The organism is Streptococcus infantis (assembly GCF_047463615.1).
GTDB lineage: Bacteria > Bacillota > Bacilli > Lactobacillales > Streptococcaceae > Streptococcus > Streptococcus infantis_X.
The window spans coordinates 35,198-54,863 of sequence record NZ_JASHDO010000012.1 but is presented as its reverse complement, the minus strand read 5'-3'; the positions used below and the strand labels follow the sequence as shown (position 1 = coordinate 54,863).

Annotated in this window: 17 protein-coding genes and 1 pseudogene; 16 read left to right on the top strand and 2 right to left on the bottom strand. The window is 41.1% G+C overall.

The genetic code is table 11. The features are described from left to right. Positions 1-72 (bottom strand): annotated as a pseudogene (locus QM874_RS09255) (transposase); the annotation flags it as partial. Positions 73-224: 152 nt separating this feature from the next. On the opposite strand from QM874_RS09255, the gene QM874_RS09250 reads away from it, so the two are divergent. The 16 genes from QM874_RS09250 to dtd all read left to right on the top strand — a co-directional run bounded on the left by QM874_RS09250 (position 225) and on the right by dtd (position 18,911). Further along, positions 225-2,093, top strand: a complete 1,869-nt coding sequence (locus QM874_RS09250; RefSeq protein WP_247924003.1) for a P-loop NTPase fold protein — start codon at positions 225-227, stop codon at positions 2,091-2,093. A gap of 211 nt (positions 2,094-2,304) precedes the next feature. After that, on the top strand, positions 2,305-2,709 hold the full coding sequence (locus tag QM874_RS09245; RefSeq protein WP_414271299.1) for a YbgA family protein: 405 nt from the start codon (positions 2,305-2,307) through the stop codon (positions 2,707-2,709). After that, entirely contained in the window at positions 2,693-3,058 is a 366-nt protein-coding gene (locus tag QM874_RS09240; RefSeq protein WP_414317054.1) for a TIGR02328 family protein, read from the top strand. The genes QM874_RS09245 and QM874_RS09240 overlap by 17 nt, the downstream gene beginning before the upstream one ends. 185 nt (positions 3,059-3,243) lie before the next feature. Further along, complete coding sequence (locus QM874_RS09235; protein WP_414317053.1) at positions 3,244-3,537, top strand: helix-turn-helix domain-containing protein; 294 nt, start codon at positions 3,244-3,246, stop codon at positions 3,535-3,537. A gap of 322 nt (positions 3,538-3,859) precedes the next feature. Next, positions 3,860-6,109 carry a 5-methyltetrahydropteroyltriglutamate--homocysteine S-methyltransferase gene (gene metE / locus QM874_RS09230; RefSeq protein WP_414317052.1) on the top strand — a complete coding sequence of 750 codons (2,250 nt, stop codon included), beginning with the start codon at positions 3,860-3,862 and terminating at the stop codon, positions 6,107-6,109. A 60-nt stretch (positions 6,110-6,169) separates the two neighbouring features. Then, on the top strand, positions 6,170-7,036 hold the full coding sequence (metF, locus tag QM874_RS09225; RefSeq protein WP_414317051.1) for a methylenetetrahydrofolate reductase [NAD(P)H]: 867 nt from the start codon (positions 6,170-6,172) through the stop codon (positions 7,034-7,036). Between the two features lie 473 nt (positions 7,037-7,509). Continuing rightward, positions 7,510-9,732 carry a polyribonucleotide nucleotidyltransferase gene (gene pnp, locus QM874_RS09220; RefSeq protein WP_414317050.1) on the top strand — a complete coding sequence of 741 codons (2,223 nt, stop codon included), beginning with the start codon at positions 7,510-7,512 and terminating at the stop codon, positions 9,730-9,732. A 15-nt stretch (positions 9,733-9,747) separates the two neighbouring features. After that, positions 9,748-10,365, top strand: a complete 618-nt coding sequence (cysE, locus tag QM874_RS09215) for a serine O-acetyltransferase (RefSeq protein ID WP_414317049.1) — start codon at positions 9,748-9,750, stop codon at positions 10,363-10,365. Between the two features lie 11 nt (positions 10,366-10,376). Further along, positions 10,377-11,243 (top strand): GNAT family N-acetyltransferase, encoded by an 867-nt coding sequence (locus QM874_RS09210; RefSeq protein WP_414317048.1) that lies wholly within the window; start codon positions 10,377-10,379, stop codon positions 11,241-11,243. Positions 11,244-11,246: 3 nt separating this feature from the next. Next, positions 11,247-12,008: a nucleoside phosphorylase gene (locus tag QM874_RS09205; RefSeq protein ID WP_414317047.1), complete on the top strand. Its 762-nt coding sequence runs from the start codon at positions 11,247-11,249 to the stop codon at positions 12,006-12,008. 228 nt (positions 12,009-12,236) lie between these two features. Next, positions 12,237-13,580: a cysteine--tRNA ligase gene (gene cysS, locus QM874_RS09200; RefSeq protein ID WP_414317055.1), complete on the top strand. Its 1,344-nt coding sequence runs from the start codon at positions 12,237-12,239 to the stop codon at positions 13,578-13,580. Then, positions 13,573-13,959, top strand: a complete 387-nt coding sequence (locus QM874_RS09195; RefSeq protein ID WP_004251273.1) for a Mini-ribonuclease 3 — start codon at positions 13,573-13,575, stop codon at positions 13,957-13,959. Before cysS ends, QM874_RS09195 begins: the two co-directional genes overlap by 8 nt. A 2-nt stretch (positions 13,960-13,961) precedes the next feature. Continuing rightward, positions 13,962-14,831 carry a helix-turn-helix domain-containing protein gene (locus QM874_RS09190; RefSeq protein WP_414317046.1) on the top strand — a complete coding sequence of 290 codons (870 nt, stop codon included), beginning with the start codon at positions 13,962-13,964 and terminating at the stop codon, positions 14,829-14,831. 113 nt (positions 14,832-14,944) lie between these two features. After that, positions 14,945-16,075, top strand: a complete 1,131-nt coding sequence (locus tag QM874_RS09185) for an ABC transporter ATP-binding protein (protein WP_414271312.1) — start codon at positions 14,945-14,947, stop codon at positions 16,073-16,075. Positions 16,076-16,220: 145 nt separating this feature from the next. After that, positions 16,221-18,437: a RelA/SpoT family protein gene (locus QM874_RS09180; protein ID WP_414317045.1), complete on the top strand. Its 2,217-nt coding sequence runs from the start codon at positions 16,221-16,223 to the stop codon at positions 18,435-18,437. A 30-nt stretch (positions 18,438-18,467) separates the two neighbouring features. Then, positions 18,468-18,911, top strand: a complete 444-nt coding sequence (gene dtd, locus QM874_RS09175; protein ID WP_414317044.1) for a D-aminoacyl-tRNA deacylase — start codon at positions 18,468-18,470, stop codon at positions 18,909-18,911. A gap of 43 nt (positions 18,912-18,954) precedes the next feature. Here dtd and QM874_RS09170 read toward each other — a convergent pair whose 3' ends face one another. After that, a complete protein-coding gene (locus QM874_RS09170; protein ID WP_414317043.1) occupies positions 18,955-19,605 on the bottom strand; it encodes a metal-dependent transcriptional regulator in 651 nt (216 codons plus the stop codon). Between the last annotated feature and the right edge of the window lie 61 nt (positions 19,606-19,666).

Here is a 19,666-nt window from a genome sequence, read left to right as displayed (position 1 = left end):
AAGCTTCTCTAAGCTATAGCCTTGTTTTCTAAGTTCATAGATCTGAACTTTATCATCATAAGTTAATTTCATAATAAAAACACCCCAAAAGTTAGATTTTTATGTCTAACTTTTGGGGTGCAGTTCAATATATTATTATTTAAAGGCGTTTTTTGGTGGATTCGTGGTATAATTTTTATAAAAGTAGGCGCTATGAAATATTTTGTTTTTTAGAAAGAAATACTATGGATGATAGATTTATTACATTAAAGCACATTGATACTTCAGTAGCAGCTAAAAATGTTGCTAAATTACTTGAAGAAAATAAAACTTATTTCTTAAATGGGAACTGGGGTTCTGGAAAAACAGAATTTCTAGTTGAAGTTGGTAAGAATACTAATAAAAAATTAGTTACGATAGACTTTTGGAGATTAAGCGATAACCGCTCAACGATTGAGATTGTTTTTTCAAAATTACACCCGTTGGTATATAGCCTTTTAAGGATTTTCATAGTTTTATGTGTCGCAGTTTCTATCTTAATGACTAATGTAGTTGATTTGGGTTTAAGTTCTTTTTTTGAATCTTTTTGTGTTAAATTAATTATTGGGAGTATTGTTTTATTAGTAGCAATCTATCAATTTTTTAAAATCAAATCAGATGGTTTTTACAGTTGTTTACTAACTTCTAAATGTCTATCATTATCTCGAAAAGTATTAGTTATTGATGATTTTGATCGAATGTCTAACAAACAACAAGAGGAGAGTTATAAAATTTTTAGCTTGCTTAATGGCAAGATTCCAATTGTTTTTGTTGGAGATATTGAGAAAGTGCATCTTAACGACAATAATTTCCTCTCTAAAATTATTGATAGACGGATAGAACTACCATTTGTTCTTCACCCATCAAATATTTGGCAAGATTATTTTGAGTTGTTAAGTAAAAAACTCAATACGAGTTTGTCAGATGATTTTTGGAGAAGATTTAGCTTTGAAAACAGAAATTTGCGAGATCGTAATCATTTTAATGACTATGTCAATCAAGAATTCTTTTCAAGGAAGAAGTTTGAACATGTTCAAGAAGAACAGCAACTTTGGATTATCTACGCTTATCTTTTTTATCCTGAATTATATAAACAACTATTAAAGAACGAAGAAATAAAAGTTAAGGATGATGAAGAAACAAGTTTTACAGAGATTTTCAAGTTTGGACGAAGCATACAGGAAATATTATCTGACATTCAGCAATCAGACCATAACCAATATCCACCGAACTATAAAAAGAATAAACCAGCCTATTTTCTCTATGAAGAACCTCTAAATCATACAAAAGAGGAATTTAATACATTACTTGAAACAGACAGTAATGAATTATCCAGAGAACTAAGAGAGGCAAACTATAACAAAGATTTTTATCAATATCTCTCAAGCGAATATAAATCTTTTTCTGAAATTCAGAAAGCTAAACTACTACGTATTACTATACAGGAATCTCTGAAATCTTATAATAGCTCTGCAATGGACTATATTGTTGAAGAAAAATTGAATGAAGAAATCCCTAGATATGAGAGAAATACTCCTTTAAGCAAGGAAACAATAGCTAGGATTGTAAATTTTTGGGAAACTATTCTTAGGAAAGAAGGTTTAGACCAGTCTGAAATCATTTATTTTATGGAAAAGCATAGAGTACTTAGCTTCCATGATTTGGGACTTCACTATACAAAATTAGAGATTAATAATGAAAATTTTGCCAAGCTAAATCGGAAAGATTTCTTCCTATTGACCTATCTAAGTGCGGTTAATAAATTTGGGCAATTTAAGAAATGGGATAGTAGTATATGGAATGCGATAGATTGTTTTGGAGATAAGGAATTTTTATCATTTTGGAAATTTCAAGGGATTCTATCTACTGATGAGAATTATTTTGATTTTGATATTATCCCAGAAAATATGATCTATACTCTTTGGATAGGTAAATACACTTTTGAACCACCACATGATTTTGAAGATTATAGGGAGGATGTTATTAAAAAGATTCGCCTGAAACTTGATCAGCTGGAATCAAAAGGATTCACATTTGATGAGAAAATAGATGGAGAACATAGACGCAGGGATTAGGATTTTAAAATTTGGGTATTTTTCTAGTTTATTGCTTATTTCTTACCGTTACACTAAATTAGCATTTTCTATAAAAATTACTTGCTCTACTCAGGTCGAGTGGTTTTTATAGAATTATGATAAAATAGGAGTAATAATACATTTTTGAAAGATTTTTAGATACAACTTTGTTTCCATATTTCCTGGAAACGGATAGAAAGTAAGGAGAAAGATGGAACAAACTAACCAAAAATCCCAGTGTCAACAACTCTGGGCGGAAAATAAATACCTTGTTTTGAGCCATTCAAGCAATATTTACAAGGATATTCGCCAGTATCTCAAGCAAGAAGTGGTGGAGCTAAGTCAGGTTCAAGAGATGATTGACTGTGCCTGCCATATTCCAGAACACAGAGGTCAGGTTTGCAACGCTTTTCAGCATATTTGGGGCTATTTTAAAAAGCAAGCCAGCCTTGATGAGCGCAAAGACTATATGCTCTTGCTGGATCGCTATCGCTTTGGCCAAGCTTCCAAGCAAGACTTGATTGCTAGAACTAGAGATTTGCTTGAGCGTTACCCAAATGCTTATCTGCAAGATTCGACCTTGTTGAAAGGAGACTCCCATGAGACTTTGGCATGAGGACTTGATTCCACAACTTCCCCGTCCGCAGCTCTTGGGGCAACATCGAGAGTGCTGCGCCCTTCGTGGCAATGGCTGGGGCAGAAAGCATGCGACGGTTGACTATGTCTTTACCCACTCGCCTTATCGTCTCTATGCCTATCATCGCTTGATCATGGAGGAGATGGCTGACCGTGGCTACAAGGTTAGTCCGGAGTGGCTGGACAAGAACTACCGTGGCCAGACCTGCCCTTCCTATGAAGACTTAGCAGAGGAGAAGCTGAATAGCCCTATCTATAGCGAGCATGACAATGCCTACTATGAGGAGTGTCTGGCTAATCTCCGAGAGAAGGGGATAGAGCTGGAGTAATAGTCAGGATTAACTCTAATTTAGAACTCTTTTCGTAATTTTTTCGAATAATAAAAATGAGACCTTTAGAATGATTCTAAGGTCTTCTTTTTGTAAGTATTTGGATTTACTTTTAATAACTTTTGAGTTATAATTTTAAAAAGCTAAGCGTGAACTAAAGGACTTAAAAGAAAGAGGGATAAGTGATGAAGAATAGTGCCGTTGGGAGTAACTGGAAGGATGTTCGGTCTCAACTCTTTACCAAGGAAGAAATTCTTGAAAGTGATATGCGAGTAGCTATCATGAGTGAGTTAATTGAAGCTAGACATGAGCAAGGAATTAGCCAGAAAAAGTTAGAAGAACTTAGTGGAGTGAGCCAGCCAGTCATAGCTAGGATGGAAACAGGAAAGACCAGTCCTCAGTTGGATACCGTCTTAAAAGTTCTAGCCAGTTTAGGCAAGACACTAGCAGTCGTCCCACTTGAACAGGGAAAGAGTTGATAGGAAGAAGTTGGAAAACTTTAACAAATTTAACAGTTATAGTGCCTCAAGTGTATAATATAGATAAACCAACTTATAGTCTTTTCTAATAACAAGCCATAGTCATCTTTCGGTTTACTCAAGTTTGACTATGAACATGGCTATCTTTAAAATCTGTTAATCATTGTCTATCAAAGGATTTGGGGAATCTTCTCCAAATCTTTTTTTGTTCTTTGAAAAACGATATAGTTTCAAACTATATCAAAGCCTAATTTTTTACAATTATACAGACGCTTTCTTTTCTGTTAAGATAGTTTCAACAACAATTTTTGGAGGACAAAACATGTCAACTACAATCATCGGTTTCCCTCGTTTGGGTGAATTCCGCGAATTAAAATTTACAACTGAAAAATACTTTAGAAAAGAAATCTCAGAAGAAGAACTCTTGGCAGCGGCTAAAGAATTGCGTGCTAAACACTGGAACATTGTCAAAGAAAAAGGCATCACTGAAATTCCATCAAATGACTTTTCTCACTATGACAACTTCCTAGATGCAGCTTTCCTCTTTAACGTGGTACCTGCTTCAGTTCAAAACTTGGACTTGTCTGACCTTGAGCGCTACTTTGCTTTGGGACGTGGTTACCAAGGAGAAAAAGGGGACGTTCGCGCCCTTCCGATGAAGAAATGGTTCAACACCAACTACCACTACATCGTTCCTAAATTTGAAAAAGACACTCAAGTTAAACTTGCAGGTCACAAGATTTTTGATGAGTTCCAAGAAGCCAAAGAACTTGGATTGAACACTCGTCCTGTTCTTGTAGGTCCATTCACTTTCCTTCAATTGTCAGACTTTGAAGAAGGCGTGAAAGCGGAAGACTTCGTAGACAGCTTAGTAGCTGCTTACCAAGAAGTTTTTGCAAAATTGGCTGAACTTGGTGCAACTTGTATCCAATTGGATGAAGCTGCTCTTGTAAAAGACTTGACTGCTGAAGAAAAAGCCCTCTTCTTGAACCTTTACAACAAACTCTTGGCTGACAAGAAAGGTCTTGAAGTCTTGCTTCAAACATACTTCGGAGACGTTCGTGACGTTTACGCTGACCTTGTGAACTTGCCAGTAGATGCGATCGGTCTTGACTTCGTTGAAGGTAAGAAAACTCTTGAACTCGTTAAAGGTGGTTTCCCAGCTGACAAGACTCTCTATGCAGGTATTGTCAATGGTAAAAACATCTGGCGTAATAACTACGAAAAGAGCTTGGCTGTTCTTGAGCAAATCCCAGCTGAAAACATCGTTTTGACAAGCTCATGCTCACTTCTTCATGTGCCATTTACAACTGCTAATGAAGAATTTGAACCAGCAATCTTGAACCACTTTGCTTTTGCGGTTGAAAAATTAGATGAAATTCGTGATTTGGATGCTATCCGCAATGGTCAAGGTCAAGAAGCTCTTGCTGCTAACAAAGACCTCTTTGCGACTGAGCGTGTGGGTGAGAATGCGGAACTTCGTGCGCGCATCGCTGGTTTGACAGACGCTGACTATACTCGTTTGCCAGCCTTTGCAGAACGTGAAGCTATCCAAGAAGAAGCTTTCAAACTTCCAGCTCTTCCAACAACAACTATCGGTTCATTCCCTCAAACTAAGGAAGTTCGTGCTAAACGTTTGGCTTACCGTAAAGGTGAATTATCTCAAGAAGAGTACGACGCTTTCCTTGCTGAAACGATTGACGAATGGATCAAATGGCAAGAAGATATTGACTTTGATGTCCTTGTCCACGGTGAATTTGAGCGTAATGACATGGTTGAGTACTTCGGTCAAAACTTGTCAGGTTACCTCTTCTCTAAGAATGGATGGGTACAATCATACGGTATGCGTGGGGTTAAACCACCAATCATCTGGGGTGATGTAACACGTCTCAACCCTATCACTGTTAAATGGTCTAGCTATGCACAAAGCCGTACAAACAAACCTGTTAAAGGTATGTTGACTGGACCAGTAACTATTCTTAACTGGTCATTCCCACGTGAAGACATCTCTATCAAGGATTCTACTCTTCAAATCGCCCTTGCCATCAAGGATGAAGTGCTTGACCTTGAAGCTGCAGGCGTGAAAATCATCCAAATCGACGAGGCTGCTCTTCGTGAGAAATTGCCACTTCGTCGTAGCGACTGGTACGAAGACTATCTTGACTGGGCTATTCCAGCCTTCCGCTTGGTACACTCTACAGTTGCGCCAGACACACAAATCCACACTCACATGTGTTACTCAGAATTTACAGATATCATCCCAGCTATCGACAACATGGATGCAGACGTTATCTCATTTGAAGCTAGCCGTTCAAATCTTGAAATCTTGGACGAACTCAAAGCGAAAAACTTCCAAACAGAAGTTGGACCTGGGGTTTACGATATCCACTCACCTCGTGTGCCTAACGAAGGCGAAATCGACCACACAATCGAAGCAATCCTTGCGAAAGTACCAAGCAAGAAAGTTTGGATCAACCCTGACTGTGGTTTGAAAACACGTGGTATTCCAGAAACGAAAGAAAGCTTGATCCGCCTTGTAGAAGCTGCCAAAGCTGCGCGTGAGAAATTGTAAGAAAAGACAGTTCTCCCTACACGGTTGTTCAAAAAATCAACTAGAAAAAGGTTATTACATATGTCGCGTCAAACACCGTCACTCTCATTTGAAGTTTTCCCTCCAAACCCAGCAGTAGGCAATGACAAAATTATTACAGCTCTGAAAGACATGCAGGGCTTAGCACCACACTTCATCAGTGTAACTGCTAGCAATAATAAATTTAATATCAAAGAGACGACGGTTCGTTTGGCTGACTATATCCAAAATGATTTGGCTATTCCGACAATTGCTCACTTGCCAGCCATTTACTTGACCAAGGATAAGGTTGCTGAGACAATTGTAGATTTGGATAAGGTTGGAGTACAGAAAATCTTGGCTCTTCGTGGAGATATCATTCCAGGTGTTGAGCCACAGAAGGATTTCCGTTATGCGACAGACCTGATTGAATTCATCAAGGAGCAGACGCCACATTTTGAAATTATTGGAGCTTGTTACCCAGAAGGGCACCCTGATTCACCAAACCAAATCTCAGATATCCAAAATCTTAAGAAAAAAGTGGATGCAGGCTGCTCAAGTCTTGTAACTCAGCTTTTCTTTGACAATGAGCGCTTCTATGATTTCCAAGACAAGTGTACCTTGGCTGGAATTGATGTGCCTATTCATGCGGGTATCATGCCAATTCTCAACCGTAACCAAGCTCTTCGTCTTTTGAAGACTTGTGAGAATATCCATCTTCCACGTAAGTTTAAAGCTATCTTAGACAAGTATGAGAATGACCCTGAGTCACTCAGAGCAGCAGGACTTGCCTATGCAGTGGACCAAATCGTGGACTTGGTAACGCAAGACGTAGCAGGCGTGCATCTCTACACCATGAACAATGCAGATACTGCTCAGTACATTCACCAAGCAACCCATGCCTTGTTTAATCACCAATCTTTAGGATAATAAAAAGCAAACCATTCTTCTTTTCATGGAGGAATGGTTCCTTTTTAATAGAAAAGCCAGCACTTTTTAAGAAAAATATGATAAAATAGACTCTGTACGTACTTGATACAAAGATGAGGGTATAAAATAATACAATGCATTCAAACTGCAAGGTTTAGCGACACGAGCGAGTCAAATCGATAATATTTGACGAGGGAGTTAGTAAATCATTTAGCTAATCGCCTGATAGCGATTAGCGTGAAAGGCTTAGATGCTTTAGCATCAAACCTTTCTGATGACTAACGGTAGGAAGAGTGACACGAGTGAGTCAAATCGATATTATTTGACGAGAGAGTTAGTAAAGCATTTAGCTAATCGCATGATAGCGATTAGCGTGAAAGGTTTAGATGCTTTAGTATCAAACCTTTCTAATGATTTGTATCTTGATTTTTGTAGGCAAGGCGTATAATATTAACAATCCAAAGGGGATTAAAATGACAAAACAAGTGTTTCAAACGACTTTTGCGGGTCGTGAGTTGATCGTAGAGACTGGTCAGGTTGCTAAGCAAGCAAATGGCTCTGTTGTCGTGCGTTACGGTGAGTCAACTGTCTTGACTGCTGCTGTTATGTCTAAGAAGATGGCAACTGGAGATTTCTTCCCACTTCAAGTCAACTACGAAGAAAAAATGTATGCGGCTGGGAAATTTCCTGGTGGCTTTATGAAACGTGAAGGACGTCCTTCTACTGATGCGACCTTGACAGCGCGTTTGATTGACCGTCCAATCCGTCCAATGTTTGCGGAAGGTTTCCGTAACGAAGTGCAAGTGATCAACACTGTGCTTTCTTATGACGAAAATGCATCTGCACCAATGGCGGCTATGTTTGGTTCATCATTGGCACTTTCTATCTCAGATATTCCGTTTGACGGACCAATCGCTGGGGTACAAGTGGGCTATGTTGATGGAGAAATCGTCATCAACCCAACTCAAGAACAAGCAGAGCAATCGCTTCTTGAATTGACAGTAGCTGGTACAAAACACGCTATCAACATGGTAGAGTCTGGTGCCAAAGAATTGTCAGAAGAAATCATGTTGGAAGCTCTTCTTAAAGGACACGAAGCCGTTAAAGAATTGATTGCCTTCCAAGAAGAAATTGTTGCAGCAGTTGGTAAAGAAAAAGCAGAAGTAGAATTGCTTCATGTAGATGCTGAATTGCAAGCTGAAATCATCGCAGCCTACAACAGCGACCTTCAAAAAGCTGTCCAAGTAGAAGAAAAATTGGCGCGTGAAGCTGCAACTCAAGCAGTGAAAGATCAAGTAACAGCAGTTTACGAAGAAAAATATGCAGACCACGAAGAATTTGACCGTATCATGCGTGATGTGGCTGAAATCTTGGAACAAATGGAACATGCTGAAGTGCGCCGTTTGATCACAGAAGATAAGGTACGTCCTGATGGTCGTAAGGTTGATGAAATCCGTCCTTTGGATGCGGTTGTCGACTTTCTTCCTCGTGTGCACGGTTCAGGTCTCTTCACTCGTGGCCAAACTCAGGCCCTTTCTGTCTTGACCTTGGCTCCAATGGGTGAGACGCAAATTATCGATGGATTGGATCCAGAGTATAAGAAACGCTTTATGCACCACTATAACTTCCCACAATACTCTGTAGGTGAAACTGGACGCTACGGTGCGCCAGGTCGTCGTGAAATCGGTCACGGGGCTCTTGGTGAACGTGCCCTTGCTCAAGTCTTGCCAAGTTTGGAAGAATTCCCATACGCTATTCGTCTGGTAGCAGAAGTCTTGGAATCAAATGGTTCTTCATCTCAAGCTTCTATCTGTGCGGGAACACTTGCCCTTATGGCTGGTGGTGTGCCAATCAAGGCACCAGTAGCTGGTATTGCCATGGGTCTCATCTCAGATGGAAACAACTACACAGTATTGACAGATATCCAAGGTCTGGAAGACCACTTTGGAGACATGGACTTCAAGGTTGCGGGTACTCGTGACGGGATTACAGCCCTTCAAATGGATATCAAGATCCAAGGAATCACTGCAGAAATCTTGACTGAAGCTCTTGCCCAAGCCAAGAAAGCTCGTTTTGAAATCCTTGACGTGATTGAAGCAACGATTCCAGAAGTTCGTCCAGAATTGGCTCCAACTGCTCCGAAAATTGATACTATCAAGATTGATGTGGACAAGATCAAGATTGTCATCGGTAAGGGTGGAGAAACCATCGATAAGATCATCGCTGAAACAGGCGTTAAGATTGACATCGACGAAGAAGGTAACGTATCTATCTACTCTAGTGACCAAGCTGCCATTAACCGTGCTAAAGAAATCATTGCTGGTTTGGTTCGTGAGGCCAAAGTGGACGAAGTCTACCATGCCAAAGTTGTTCGTATCGAGAAATTTGGTGCTTTTGTCAACCTCTTTGACAAGACAGATGCCCTCGTTCATATATCTGAAATGGCTTGGACTCGCACTAACCGTGTCGAAGACTTGGTAGCCATTGGTGATGAAGTGGATGTTAAGATTATCAAGATTGACGAAAAAGGTCGTGTAGATGCTTCTATGAAAGCACTCTTGCCACGTCCACCGAAACCTGAACATTCAGAAGAAAAAGGTGAAAAGGGTCATCGTCATGGCGATCGTCCTCGTCACCACCACAAGGACAATAAACCTAAGAAAGAAACTACAGAAACATCAAAAGACTCAGAATAAGAAAAGGAGAATTCTATGGGATGGTGGCGTGAAACCATTGATATCGTAAAAGAAAATGATCCAGCGGCCCGCACCACTTTGGAGGTTCTTTTGACCTATCCTGGTGTGAAAGCCTTGGCTGCCCACCGTCTCTCTCATTTTCTCTGGAAGAATGGCTTTAAGCTCTTAGCTCGTATGCACAGCCAGTTTTGGCGCTTTTGGACACAAATCGAGATTCATCCGGGTGCTCAGATTGACTCAGGTGTCTTTATCGACCACGGTTCTGGTCTTGTGATTGGGGAGACGGCTATCGTTGAAAAAGGGGTTCTTCTCTACCACGGGGTAACTCTTGGTGGGACAGGGAAGGATGTTGGCAAACGCCATCCGACCGTGCGTAAGGGAGCTCTCATATCTGCACATGCCCAAGTTATCGGGCCTGTAGAAATCGGTGAAAATGCTAAAGTCGGTGCTGCAGCGGTCGTCGTAGCAGATGTTCCTAGCGATGTGACGGTTGTCGGCATTCCAGCCAAGATTGTCCGAGTACATGGACAAAAGGATGAACCCACCATTCATGAAGTTGAAGGAAAACGGGAATACTACGTCAATAAACTCGAGCAAGCGAGAGATGCCAGTCATAGATCGTCTGGGCTGTAGAGGATACCTATATGATTCAAGCAAGAAATAAGTTAAGCCAAGAGGAGTTATCTGAGGCGAAAAAACTAATTAACTGTTGCCAAGCCTATGATGGAACTTATCGTGTTCCTTATCTTTCTAACATGCTTAATTTTGACCTAAGCATGCCCGCCTTTTTCCTTTTTTACGAAAAAGGCGAACTTGTTGGTCTATTAACGGTTTATGCAGATGATCAAGATGTGGAAGTGACGATACTGGTTCATCCAGATCATCGCCGTCAAGGAATTGCACGTGCTTTGTTTACTAGCTTTGAGAAAGAAACGACTTCTTTCCCTATTCGTTCAGTGACTTTTCAGACAGAACGTATTTTTCTAGAGCGTCATCCAGATTTTGTCAGCAACTGGGGACTAATTGAGGATGAAGAGACAGAAACCTGGTTAGGACGTGATCGAACTGCTTATGCATTAGATTCCCGTTCAGATGTCGATGTGCTCTTGGCAGAACCTTCTTATCTTGAAGCCATTGCCCAGCTCCACCACCAAACCTTTTCAGATGAAGTGGAAGCACCGGAAGTGAGTCACAGATACATTTCGGAGGCCTTGAAGGATCCTGATAGTCTGCTTTACATATTACTCAAAGAAGGTCAAGTGATTGGCGTTTGTACGGTCGATGTGTCTGGAAAATGCAATTACCTTTATGGACTTGCGATTGCTGAAGTCAATCGTGGAAAAGGTTATGGAAGCTATTTAGCAAAATCCCTCGTCAACCAACTGATTGAGCAAAATGATAAGGAATTTCAGATTGCAGTAGAGGACAGCAACGTTGGTGCCAAACGCTTATATGAAAAGATTGGCTTTGTCAAACAAACCCAAGTGGTTTATCTGAATGCGAAAGAGTAATAAATGCTATTAGAAGAATTTGAAAATGTACCTGCTGTTATCGAGCCAACTGATCGAAGCCTCCGTAGTGGTGGAGAAATCTGTGATACCATTATCTTGTCTTTTAATGGAGAAATCCTTGAACGAGTAAAGCAGATAGATGGTGTCTACGAAGGTGGCTATCTTACCAATCTAAATGGTAAACTGCCATGGTATATCTATGAAAAAGATGGGAGTAAGGTAGCAGTTGCTATGGCTCTTATTGGAGCTCCAATGGTTGTTGGACTCTTAGAAGAACTCAAAGCAAGAGGATTTAAGAACTTTATCGTTTTAGGATCTTGCGGAGTTCTATATCAGTCTATTCAAGCAGATAAGATTATCCTACCAAGCTCGGCTTTACGTGATGAAGGTACTAGTTATCACTATGCTCCAGCAAGTGATGAAATAGCCTATGAGCAATCTCTACTCTTAACTATGGAAAAAGCCTTGGATAAAGCTGGTATTGAGCATATTCGAACAAAGTCTTGGACCACAGATGCCTTCTATCGTGAGACAGCTGCTAAAGTCAAACGAAGACTAGCAGCAGGAGCTAGAGTTGTAGATATGGAAGCTTCAGCTATCATGGCCTGGGCCCAATATCGACTAGCCAATGTCTATCAATTTTTCTACACAGCTGACTATGTCGACCATCAAAATCACGAATGGGATGCTAGACGCGAGGATAGAAAAGCGGATGCTATGACTTTCTTTGAGATTGCCCTAGTCATTGCTCGAGAGTTAGTTTAGACTAGTCTTCACGATAAATTTGAAACAAGAAAGGAAGGGAGCCTAACGGAAAACATAGAAATAAAACTTCCGTAGCGACTCCCTTCATCTTTTTACTGTATTCTTCTTTTATGTTTAGAAAGGAGCAAGGAAATCCGATTTGTGACAGGCAATCGGACTAAAATTTCGTTGAACAGTTAGTTATGAAACTATCTGTTTATGAATTTTAGCTTTCCTGACTATTATTTTATGATCAAAATCTATGACACCATGTCTCGTGATTTGCGAGAATTTGTCCCAATCGAGGACGGCAAGGTTAAAATGTATGTATGTGGGCCGACAGTTTATAACTATATCCACGTAGGGAATGCTCGCTCGACAGTAGCCTTCGATACCATTCGTCGCTACTTTGAGTACCGTGGTTATGAGGTTGCCTATATTTCCAATTTTACGGATGTGGATGATAAGATTATCAACCGTGCCAAGGAAGAAGGTATCACGCCACAGGAGGTTGCGGACAAGTACATTGCTGCCTTTCGTGAGGATGTGACGGCCTTGGGCGTCAAACCTGCAACTCGCCATCCGCGTGTGGTGGAGTTTATGGATGACATCATCCGCTTTGTGGAAGATTTGATTGAAAAAGGCTATGCTTATGAGAGTCACGGAGATGTCTATTTTCGTGTAGAAAAATCTCATAACTATGCTAAATTGGCCAATAAAACCCTAGAAGACTTGGAACTAGGTGCTTCAGGTCGTACAGATGAAGAAACAGCTCGCAAGGAAAATCCTGTGGACTTTGCCCTCTGGAAATCTGCCAAACCAGGTAAGATTTCTTGGGATAGTCCATGGGGACCAGGTCGCCCAGGCTGGCACATCGAGTGTTCAGTCATGTCAACTGAGATTTTAGGAGATACCATCGATATTCATGGTGGTGGAGCTGACCTTGAGTTTCCGCACCACACCAACGAAATTGCTCAGTCAGAAGCTAAAACAGGTAAGACCTTCGCCAACTACTGGATGCACAATGGCTTTGTCAATATCGACAATGTCAAGATGTCTAAGTCTTTGGGAAACTTCATTACGGTACACGATGCTCTCAAAACTATCGATGGTCAAGTATTGAGATTCTTCTTTGCGACTCAGCACTATCGCAAGCCTATCAACTTTACGGAAAAAGCAGTGCGTGATGCGGAGACAAATCTCAAGTATTTGAAGAACACCTATGAACAACCATTTACTGGAACTGTAGATGCTCAAGAGTTACAGGCATTTAAAGATAAGTTTGTAGCGGCCATGGATGAGGATTTCAACTCTGCCAACGGTATCACAGTAGTCTTTGAAATGGCCAAATGGATCAACTCAGGAAACTATGATGCAGCTGTCAAGGAAGCTCTTGCAGCTATGTTAGAAGTCTTTGGAGTGGTCTTTGTTGAGGAAGTTTTGGATGAAGAGATTGAAGCCTTGATTCAAAAACGCCAAGAAGCGCGTGCCAATCGTGACTTTGCGACAGCTGACCAAATCCGTGACCAACTAGCTGCACAAGGAATTAAATTGCTTGATACCAAGGATGGAGTGAGGTGGACTCGTGATTGATGTCAATCTCATTAACGGGATTGCGTTAGCCTTTGAAGGAGATGCGGTTTATTCTATGTATATTCGTCGCCATCTCATTCTCAAAGGCATGACCAAGCCCAATAAACTCCACCAAGAGGCAACCAAGTATGTGTCGGCCAAGGCTCAGGCACGCTTGATTTCCCTTATGTTAGAAGAAGAAGTCCTAACGGAAAAAGAAGAAGAAATCTATAAACGGGGCCGTAATACCAATAGCCATACCAAAGCAAAGAACGCAGATGTAGTGACCTACCGTATGTCTACAGGTTTTGAAGCGGTCATGGGTTATCTTCATATGACCGAAAATGTGGAGCGCCTTGAAACCTTGATCTCTTGGTGCATCCAAAAAGTGGAGGGCTAGAAATGATTGCAAAAGAACTACTGGATTGGTTTCCTGATGGTAAAATCTTAGATCAGCCAGTTGATAAAGAGGGTTATCTAAGTCTACCTCTGTCAAATTATCAGTGGCTTTTGCTGGAGGAAGCTAGTCTGAGCGAGCGTGAAAAACAATTGGTGGCTCTTTTAACCCAGCAGGAGCAAACTATCTCACTCAATCCCTGGTATAGCTATCTAATCGAAGCTAAGGGACAAGCACCGCAAAACTTTAAAAAGTTGCAACTTGTCTATTGTCACCTATCCTATTTCCAACAGGAAAATTTAACGTCTTGGTTAGAGATGATGGGAACCCTCTTTCCAAATTGTCAAACAGTGCTTCAGGTGGGAGCGCAGGATTACATTTTTGTTCTCCAACAGGATAAGTACACATCCGTTCGCTCTATCTTGATGGATACCTTGGAAGCCGTAGAATATGACTTTGGAGTACGTTTGTCCATCATGTTAGGTCAGGTCTGGTCACAGACAGGACATCAGGCTCTGTCAGATCTCATCAAAGCAGAACGGGATTTGTTCAAAAACTGGTGGCGACAAGGGCATCAAGGGTTCCATACTTTTTCTCAACTCTATCTGTGGAGTATGGGTGAAAGAATCGTGGATCTCCGAGTTGTCAAGGAATATCTGCATCAGATGATTGTGGACCAGGATCAGATTCAAGAAATCATCCTTTCACTGTGGGAAAACAGTGCAGTCCTGACTAAAACAGCGCAGCAGCTCTATCTGCACCGCAATTCTCTCCAATACAAGATTGATAAATGGGAAGAACTGACAGGACTGCAGTTGAAAGAATTGACAGATTTGACCTTGTGTTATCAGTTGATTTTACCAGATATAATCTAAAGTTTTGTGCAAGTTGCACAGAACTTTTTTATTTTTTTGGTCACCTTGCCATAGAAATGTAAAGCGTTTTCATCTATAATGAAACTATCAAATGACAAAAGGAGTTCACCGAAATGGTAGAATTAAATCTTAAAAATATTTACAAAAAATATCCAAATAGCGAACACTACTCAGTTGAAGATTTCAACTTGAACATCAAAGACAAAGAGTTCATCGTTTTCGTAGGACCTTCAGGATGTGGTAAATCAACTACTCTCCGTATGATTGCTGGTCTTGAAGACATCACAGAAGGTACTGCATCTATCGATGGCGTGGTAGTCAACGACGTAGCTCCAAAAGACCGTGATATCGCCATGGTATTCCAAAACTACGCTCTTTACCCACACATGACTGTATACGATAACATGGCTTTCGGTTTGAAATTGCGTAAATACAGCAAGGAAGACATTGACAAACGTGTACAAGAAGCAGCTGAAATCCTTGGCTTGAAAGAATTTTTGGAACGCAAACCTGCTGACCTTTCTGGTGGTCAACGTCAACGTGTTGCCATGGGTCGTGCTATCGTCCGTGATGCAAAAGTATTCTTGATGGACGAACCTTTGTCAAACTTGGATGCCAAACTTCGTGTATCAATGCGTGCTGAAATCGCTAAAATCCACCGTCGTATCGGAGCTACAACTATCTACGTAACTCACGACCAAACAGAAGCGATGACACTTGCAGACCGTATCGTTATCATGTCAGCTACTAAGAACCCTGCTGGTACTGGTACTATCGGACGTGTTGAACAAATCGGTACTCCTCAAGAAGTTTACAAAAACCCAGTTAACAAATTTGTAGCAGGTTTCATCGGAAGCCCAGCTATGAACTTTATCAACGTTAAATTGAACGGTGACCACATCGTTGCTGACGGTTTCAGCTTGAAAGTTCCAGAAGGTGCTTTGAAAGTTCTTCGTGAAAAAGGCTACGAAGGTAAAGAATTGATCTTCGGTATCCGTCCAGAAGATGTGAACGCAGAACCTGCATTCCTTGAAACATTCCCAGAATCAGTTGTGAAAGCAACAATCTCTGTATCAGAGTTGCTTGGTTCAGAATCTCACCTATACTGCCAAGTTGGTAAAGACGAGTTTGTTGCAAAAGTTGATGCACGTGACTACTTGCAAGCAGGTGCAACAGTTGAACTTGGGTTTGACTTGAACAAAGCACACTTCTTCGACGTAGAAACTGAAAGAACAGTTTACTAAGATAGATTTTAAATGTGTTAGCACTGCTAGAGTTTTCTAGTAGTGCTTTTTTACTAAGATAAGCAAACTCTTACAGAACTAGGCTTTTCTAGTTTTCATATTGTCAAAAAAGTGTTAAAATGGTAGGAAGAACTGGAGAGTATGCATGCCCAAAGAAGTAATTTATTCAGGCGATGAAGTCGTCGCTTTAACACAGAAATATTTATCGAAAGAAGATGTGGCTTTTGTACATAAAGCCTTGGTTTACGCTGTAGAATGCCATAGTGGTCAATATCGTAAATCTGGCGAACCCTACATTATCCACCCTATTCAGGTAGCAGGTATCTTGGCTAAGCTCAAGCTAGATGCTGTCACTGTTGCCTGTGGTTTTTTGCATGACGTGGTTGAAGATACGGAAACGACCTTGGATGATTTAGAGAGGGAGTTTGGTCATGATGTTCGCATTATTGTGGATGGGGTTACCAAATTAGGGAAGGTTGAGTACAAGTCTATCGAGGAGCAGCTGGCTGAAAACCACCGCAAGATGCTCATGGCTATGTCAGAGGATATCCGTGTTATCTTGGTCAAACTGTCTGACCGATTGCATAACATGAGAACCCTTAATCACCTTCGTAAAGATAAGCAGGAACGAATTTCCAGAGAAACCATGGAAATCTACGCACCACTTGCTCACCGTCTGGGGATTTCGAGTGTTAAATGGGAACTTGAAGACCTTTCTTTCCGCTATCTCAATCCTACTGAGTTTTACAAGATTAGTCACATGATGAAGGAAAAACGTCAAGAACGTGAAGCCTTGGTAGATGAGGTTGTGACGAAACTTGAGGAATATTCATCAGAACGCCACCTTACAGGAAAAATCTACGGTCGTCCCAAGCATATCTATTCGATTTATCGTAAGATGCAGGATAAGAAGAAGCGTTTTGAGGAAATCTACGACCTGATTGCCATTCGTTGTATCCTAGATACTCAGAGTGATGTCTATGCTATGTTGGGATATGTCCATGAGCTTTGGAAACCAATGCCTGGACGCTTTAAGGACTACATTGCCAACCGTAAGGCCAATGGTTACCAGTCCATCCATACAACTGTTTATGGGCCAAAGGGACCTATTGAATTCCAGATTCGAACCAAGGAAATGCATGAGATTGCTGAGTACGGGGTTGCTGCTCACTGGGCCTATAAAAAAGGTATTAAGGGGCAGGTTAATGGCAAGGAATCTGCTATCGGTATGAACTGGATCAAGGAGATGATGGAGCTTCAAGACCAGTCCGATGATGCCAAGGATTTCGTAGAGACGGTTAAAGAGAATTACCTAGCAGAAGAAATCTACGTCTTTACTCCAGACGGAGCCGTTCGCTCTCTTCCAAAGGATTCTGGACCGATTGACTTTGCCTATGAGATTCACACCAAAATCGGTGAAAAGGCGACTGGTGCCAAGGTTAATGGTCGTATGGTTCCCTTGACTACCAAGCTAAAAACGGGTGACCAGGTTGAAATCATCACCAATCCAAATTCCTTTGGGCCAAGCCGTGACTGGCTTACCATGGTCAAGACCAGCAAAGCTCGGAACAAGATTCGTCAGTTCTTTAAGAACCAAGACAAAGAATTGTCCATCAATAAGGGCCGTGAAATGCTGATGAGTCAATTCCAGGAGAATGGCTATGTGGCTAATAAATTCATGGACAAGCGTCATATGGATGAAGTCCTCCAAAAAACTAGCTACAAGACTGAGGAAGCTCTCTTTGCGGCTATTGGTTTTGGGGAAATTGGAGCCATCACAGTCTTTAACCGTTTAACTGAAAAAGAGCGCCGTGAGGAAGAACGCGCCAAGGCCAGGGCAGAAGCTGAAGAGTTGGTCAAGGGTGGCGAAGTCAAGGTTGAAAATAAGGAAACTCTTAAGGTGAAGCATGAGGGTGGTGTTGTCATCGAGGGAGCCTCTGGTCTCTTGGTGCGGATTGCCAAATGTTGTAACCCTGTTCCAGGTGATGATATCGTCGGCTACATTACTAAAGGTCGTGGTGTTGCTATCCACCGTGTTGACTGTATGAATCTTCGTTCGCAGGAAAACTACGAGCAACGTCTATTAGATGTTGAGTGGGAAGATCAATTCTCAAGCAAGGAATATATCGCTCATATCGATATTTACGGTCTCAATCGTACTGGACTTTTGAACGATGTTTTACAGGTCTTGTCAAATACAACTAAAAACATCTCAACGGTCAATGCCCAGCCTACCAAAGATATGAAATTTGCCAATATCCATGTATCCTTTGGTATTGCTAACCTTTCGACGCTGACTACTGTTGTGGACAAGATCAAGAGTGTACCAGAAGTCTACTCAGTCAAACGGACCAATGGTTAAGTTGGCTCGATAGATCTAGAAAGGATTTTTATGAAAATCGTCGTTCAGCGAGTCAAGCAAGCTCAGGTTTCTATTGAGGGGCAGGTTTATAGCCAAATCAAGCAAGGTTTATTACTCCTAGTGGGTGTCGGCCCTGAAGATCAACAAGAAGATTTAGACTATGCGGTCAGAAAGCTTGTCAATATGCGGATCTTTTCAGATGCCGAAGGCAAGATGAATTTATCAGTCAAGGATATTCAAGGAGAAATTCTCTCCATTTCCCAATTCACTCTTTTTGCAGATACTAAAAAAGGGAATCGACCAGCTTTTACAGGTGCTGCTAAGCCTGATGTTGCAGAGACTTTCTATCAAGATTTTAACCGAGAACTAGCCAAGGAAGTTCCTGTGAAAACAGGTATTTTCGGAGCAGATATGCAGGTGGAACTGGTCAATGATGGACCGGTTACAATCATCCTTGATACCAAAAATAGATAAGAAAAACCAAGCTAGCGGGCTTGGTTTTTTGCTGATAAAGACTTTAGTTCATTTTTTCAACATAGAGTTGTTTAGCGATTTCGAGGCTGACTTGAAGTTCTTCATTGTTGTGAATCAGGGTAAAGGTATTAGAGAAGCCATCGAACTGCTTGACTTGGAGTTGGTCTCCAATATGGATGGCATGTTTATCCAAATATTGGAGGATTTCAAAGCTGTCATGAACTCTTGTTAGAAGGTAGTTTCCTACTTCTTTGATATCAGAAAGTGGCAGGTTATTAACCTCAACTAGAAGCTCACCCTTAGCAGGAATGGTTCCTCCATGGGGACAGGTCTTTGGAAAGCCTAACATACTCTCCAGTCTCTCAACAAAAAGGTCTGAAACTGTATGCTCTAATACCTCAGCTTCATCGTGAATCTGATTGCTGGTATAGTCTAGATGGTGAACTAGAAAGACCTCTATCAGTCGATGCTTGCGATAAAGCTCAGAGACCAGATTTAAACCAATGTCCGTTAGTATATAGCCATTTTCTTTATTCTTTAATATAAGATTTTCGGATTGCATGCGCTTGATCATCTCAGTTACCGCAGGAGGTGATACCTGCATCCGAGCAGCGATTTCCTTATTGGTAATCTTAGGAACTTCCATGCCAATCTCATAAATACATTTTAAGTAATCTTCTTTATTTGGTGTCATTCGCATTTCCTTGTTTATTATCTCCATCTAGTATACCAAAAAAAGCTAGATTTCTCTAGCT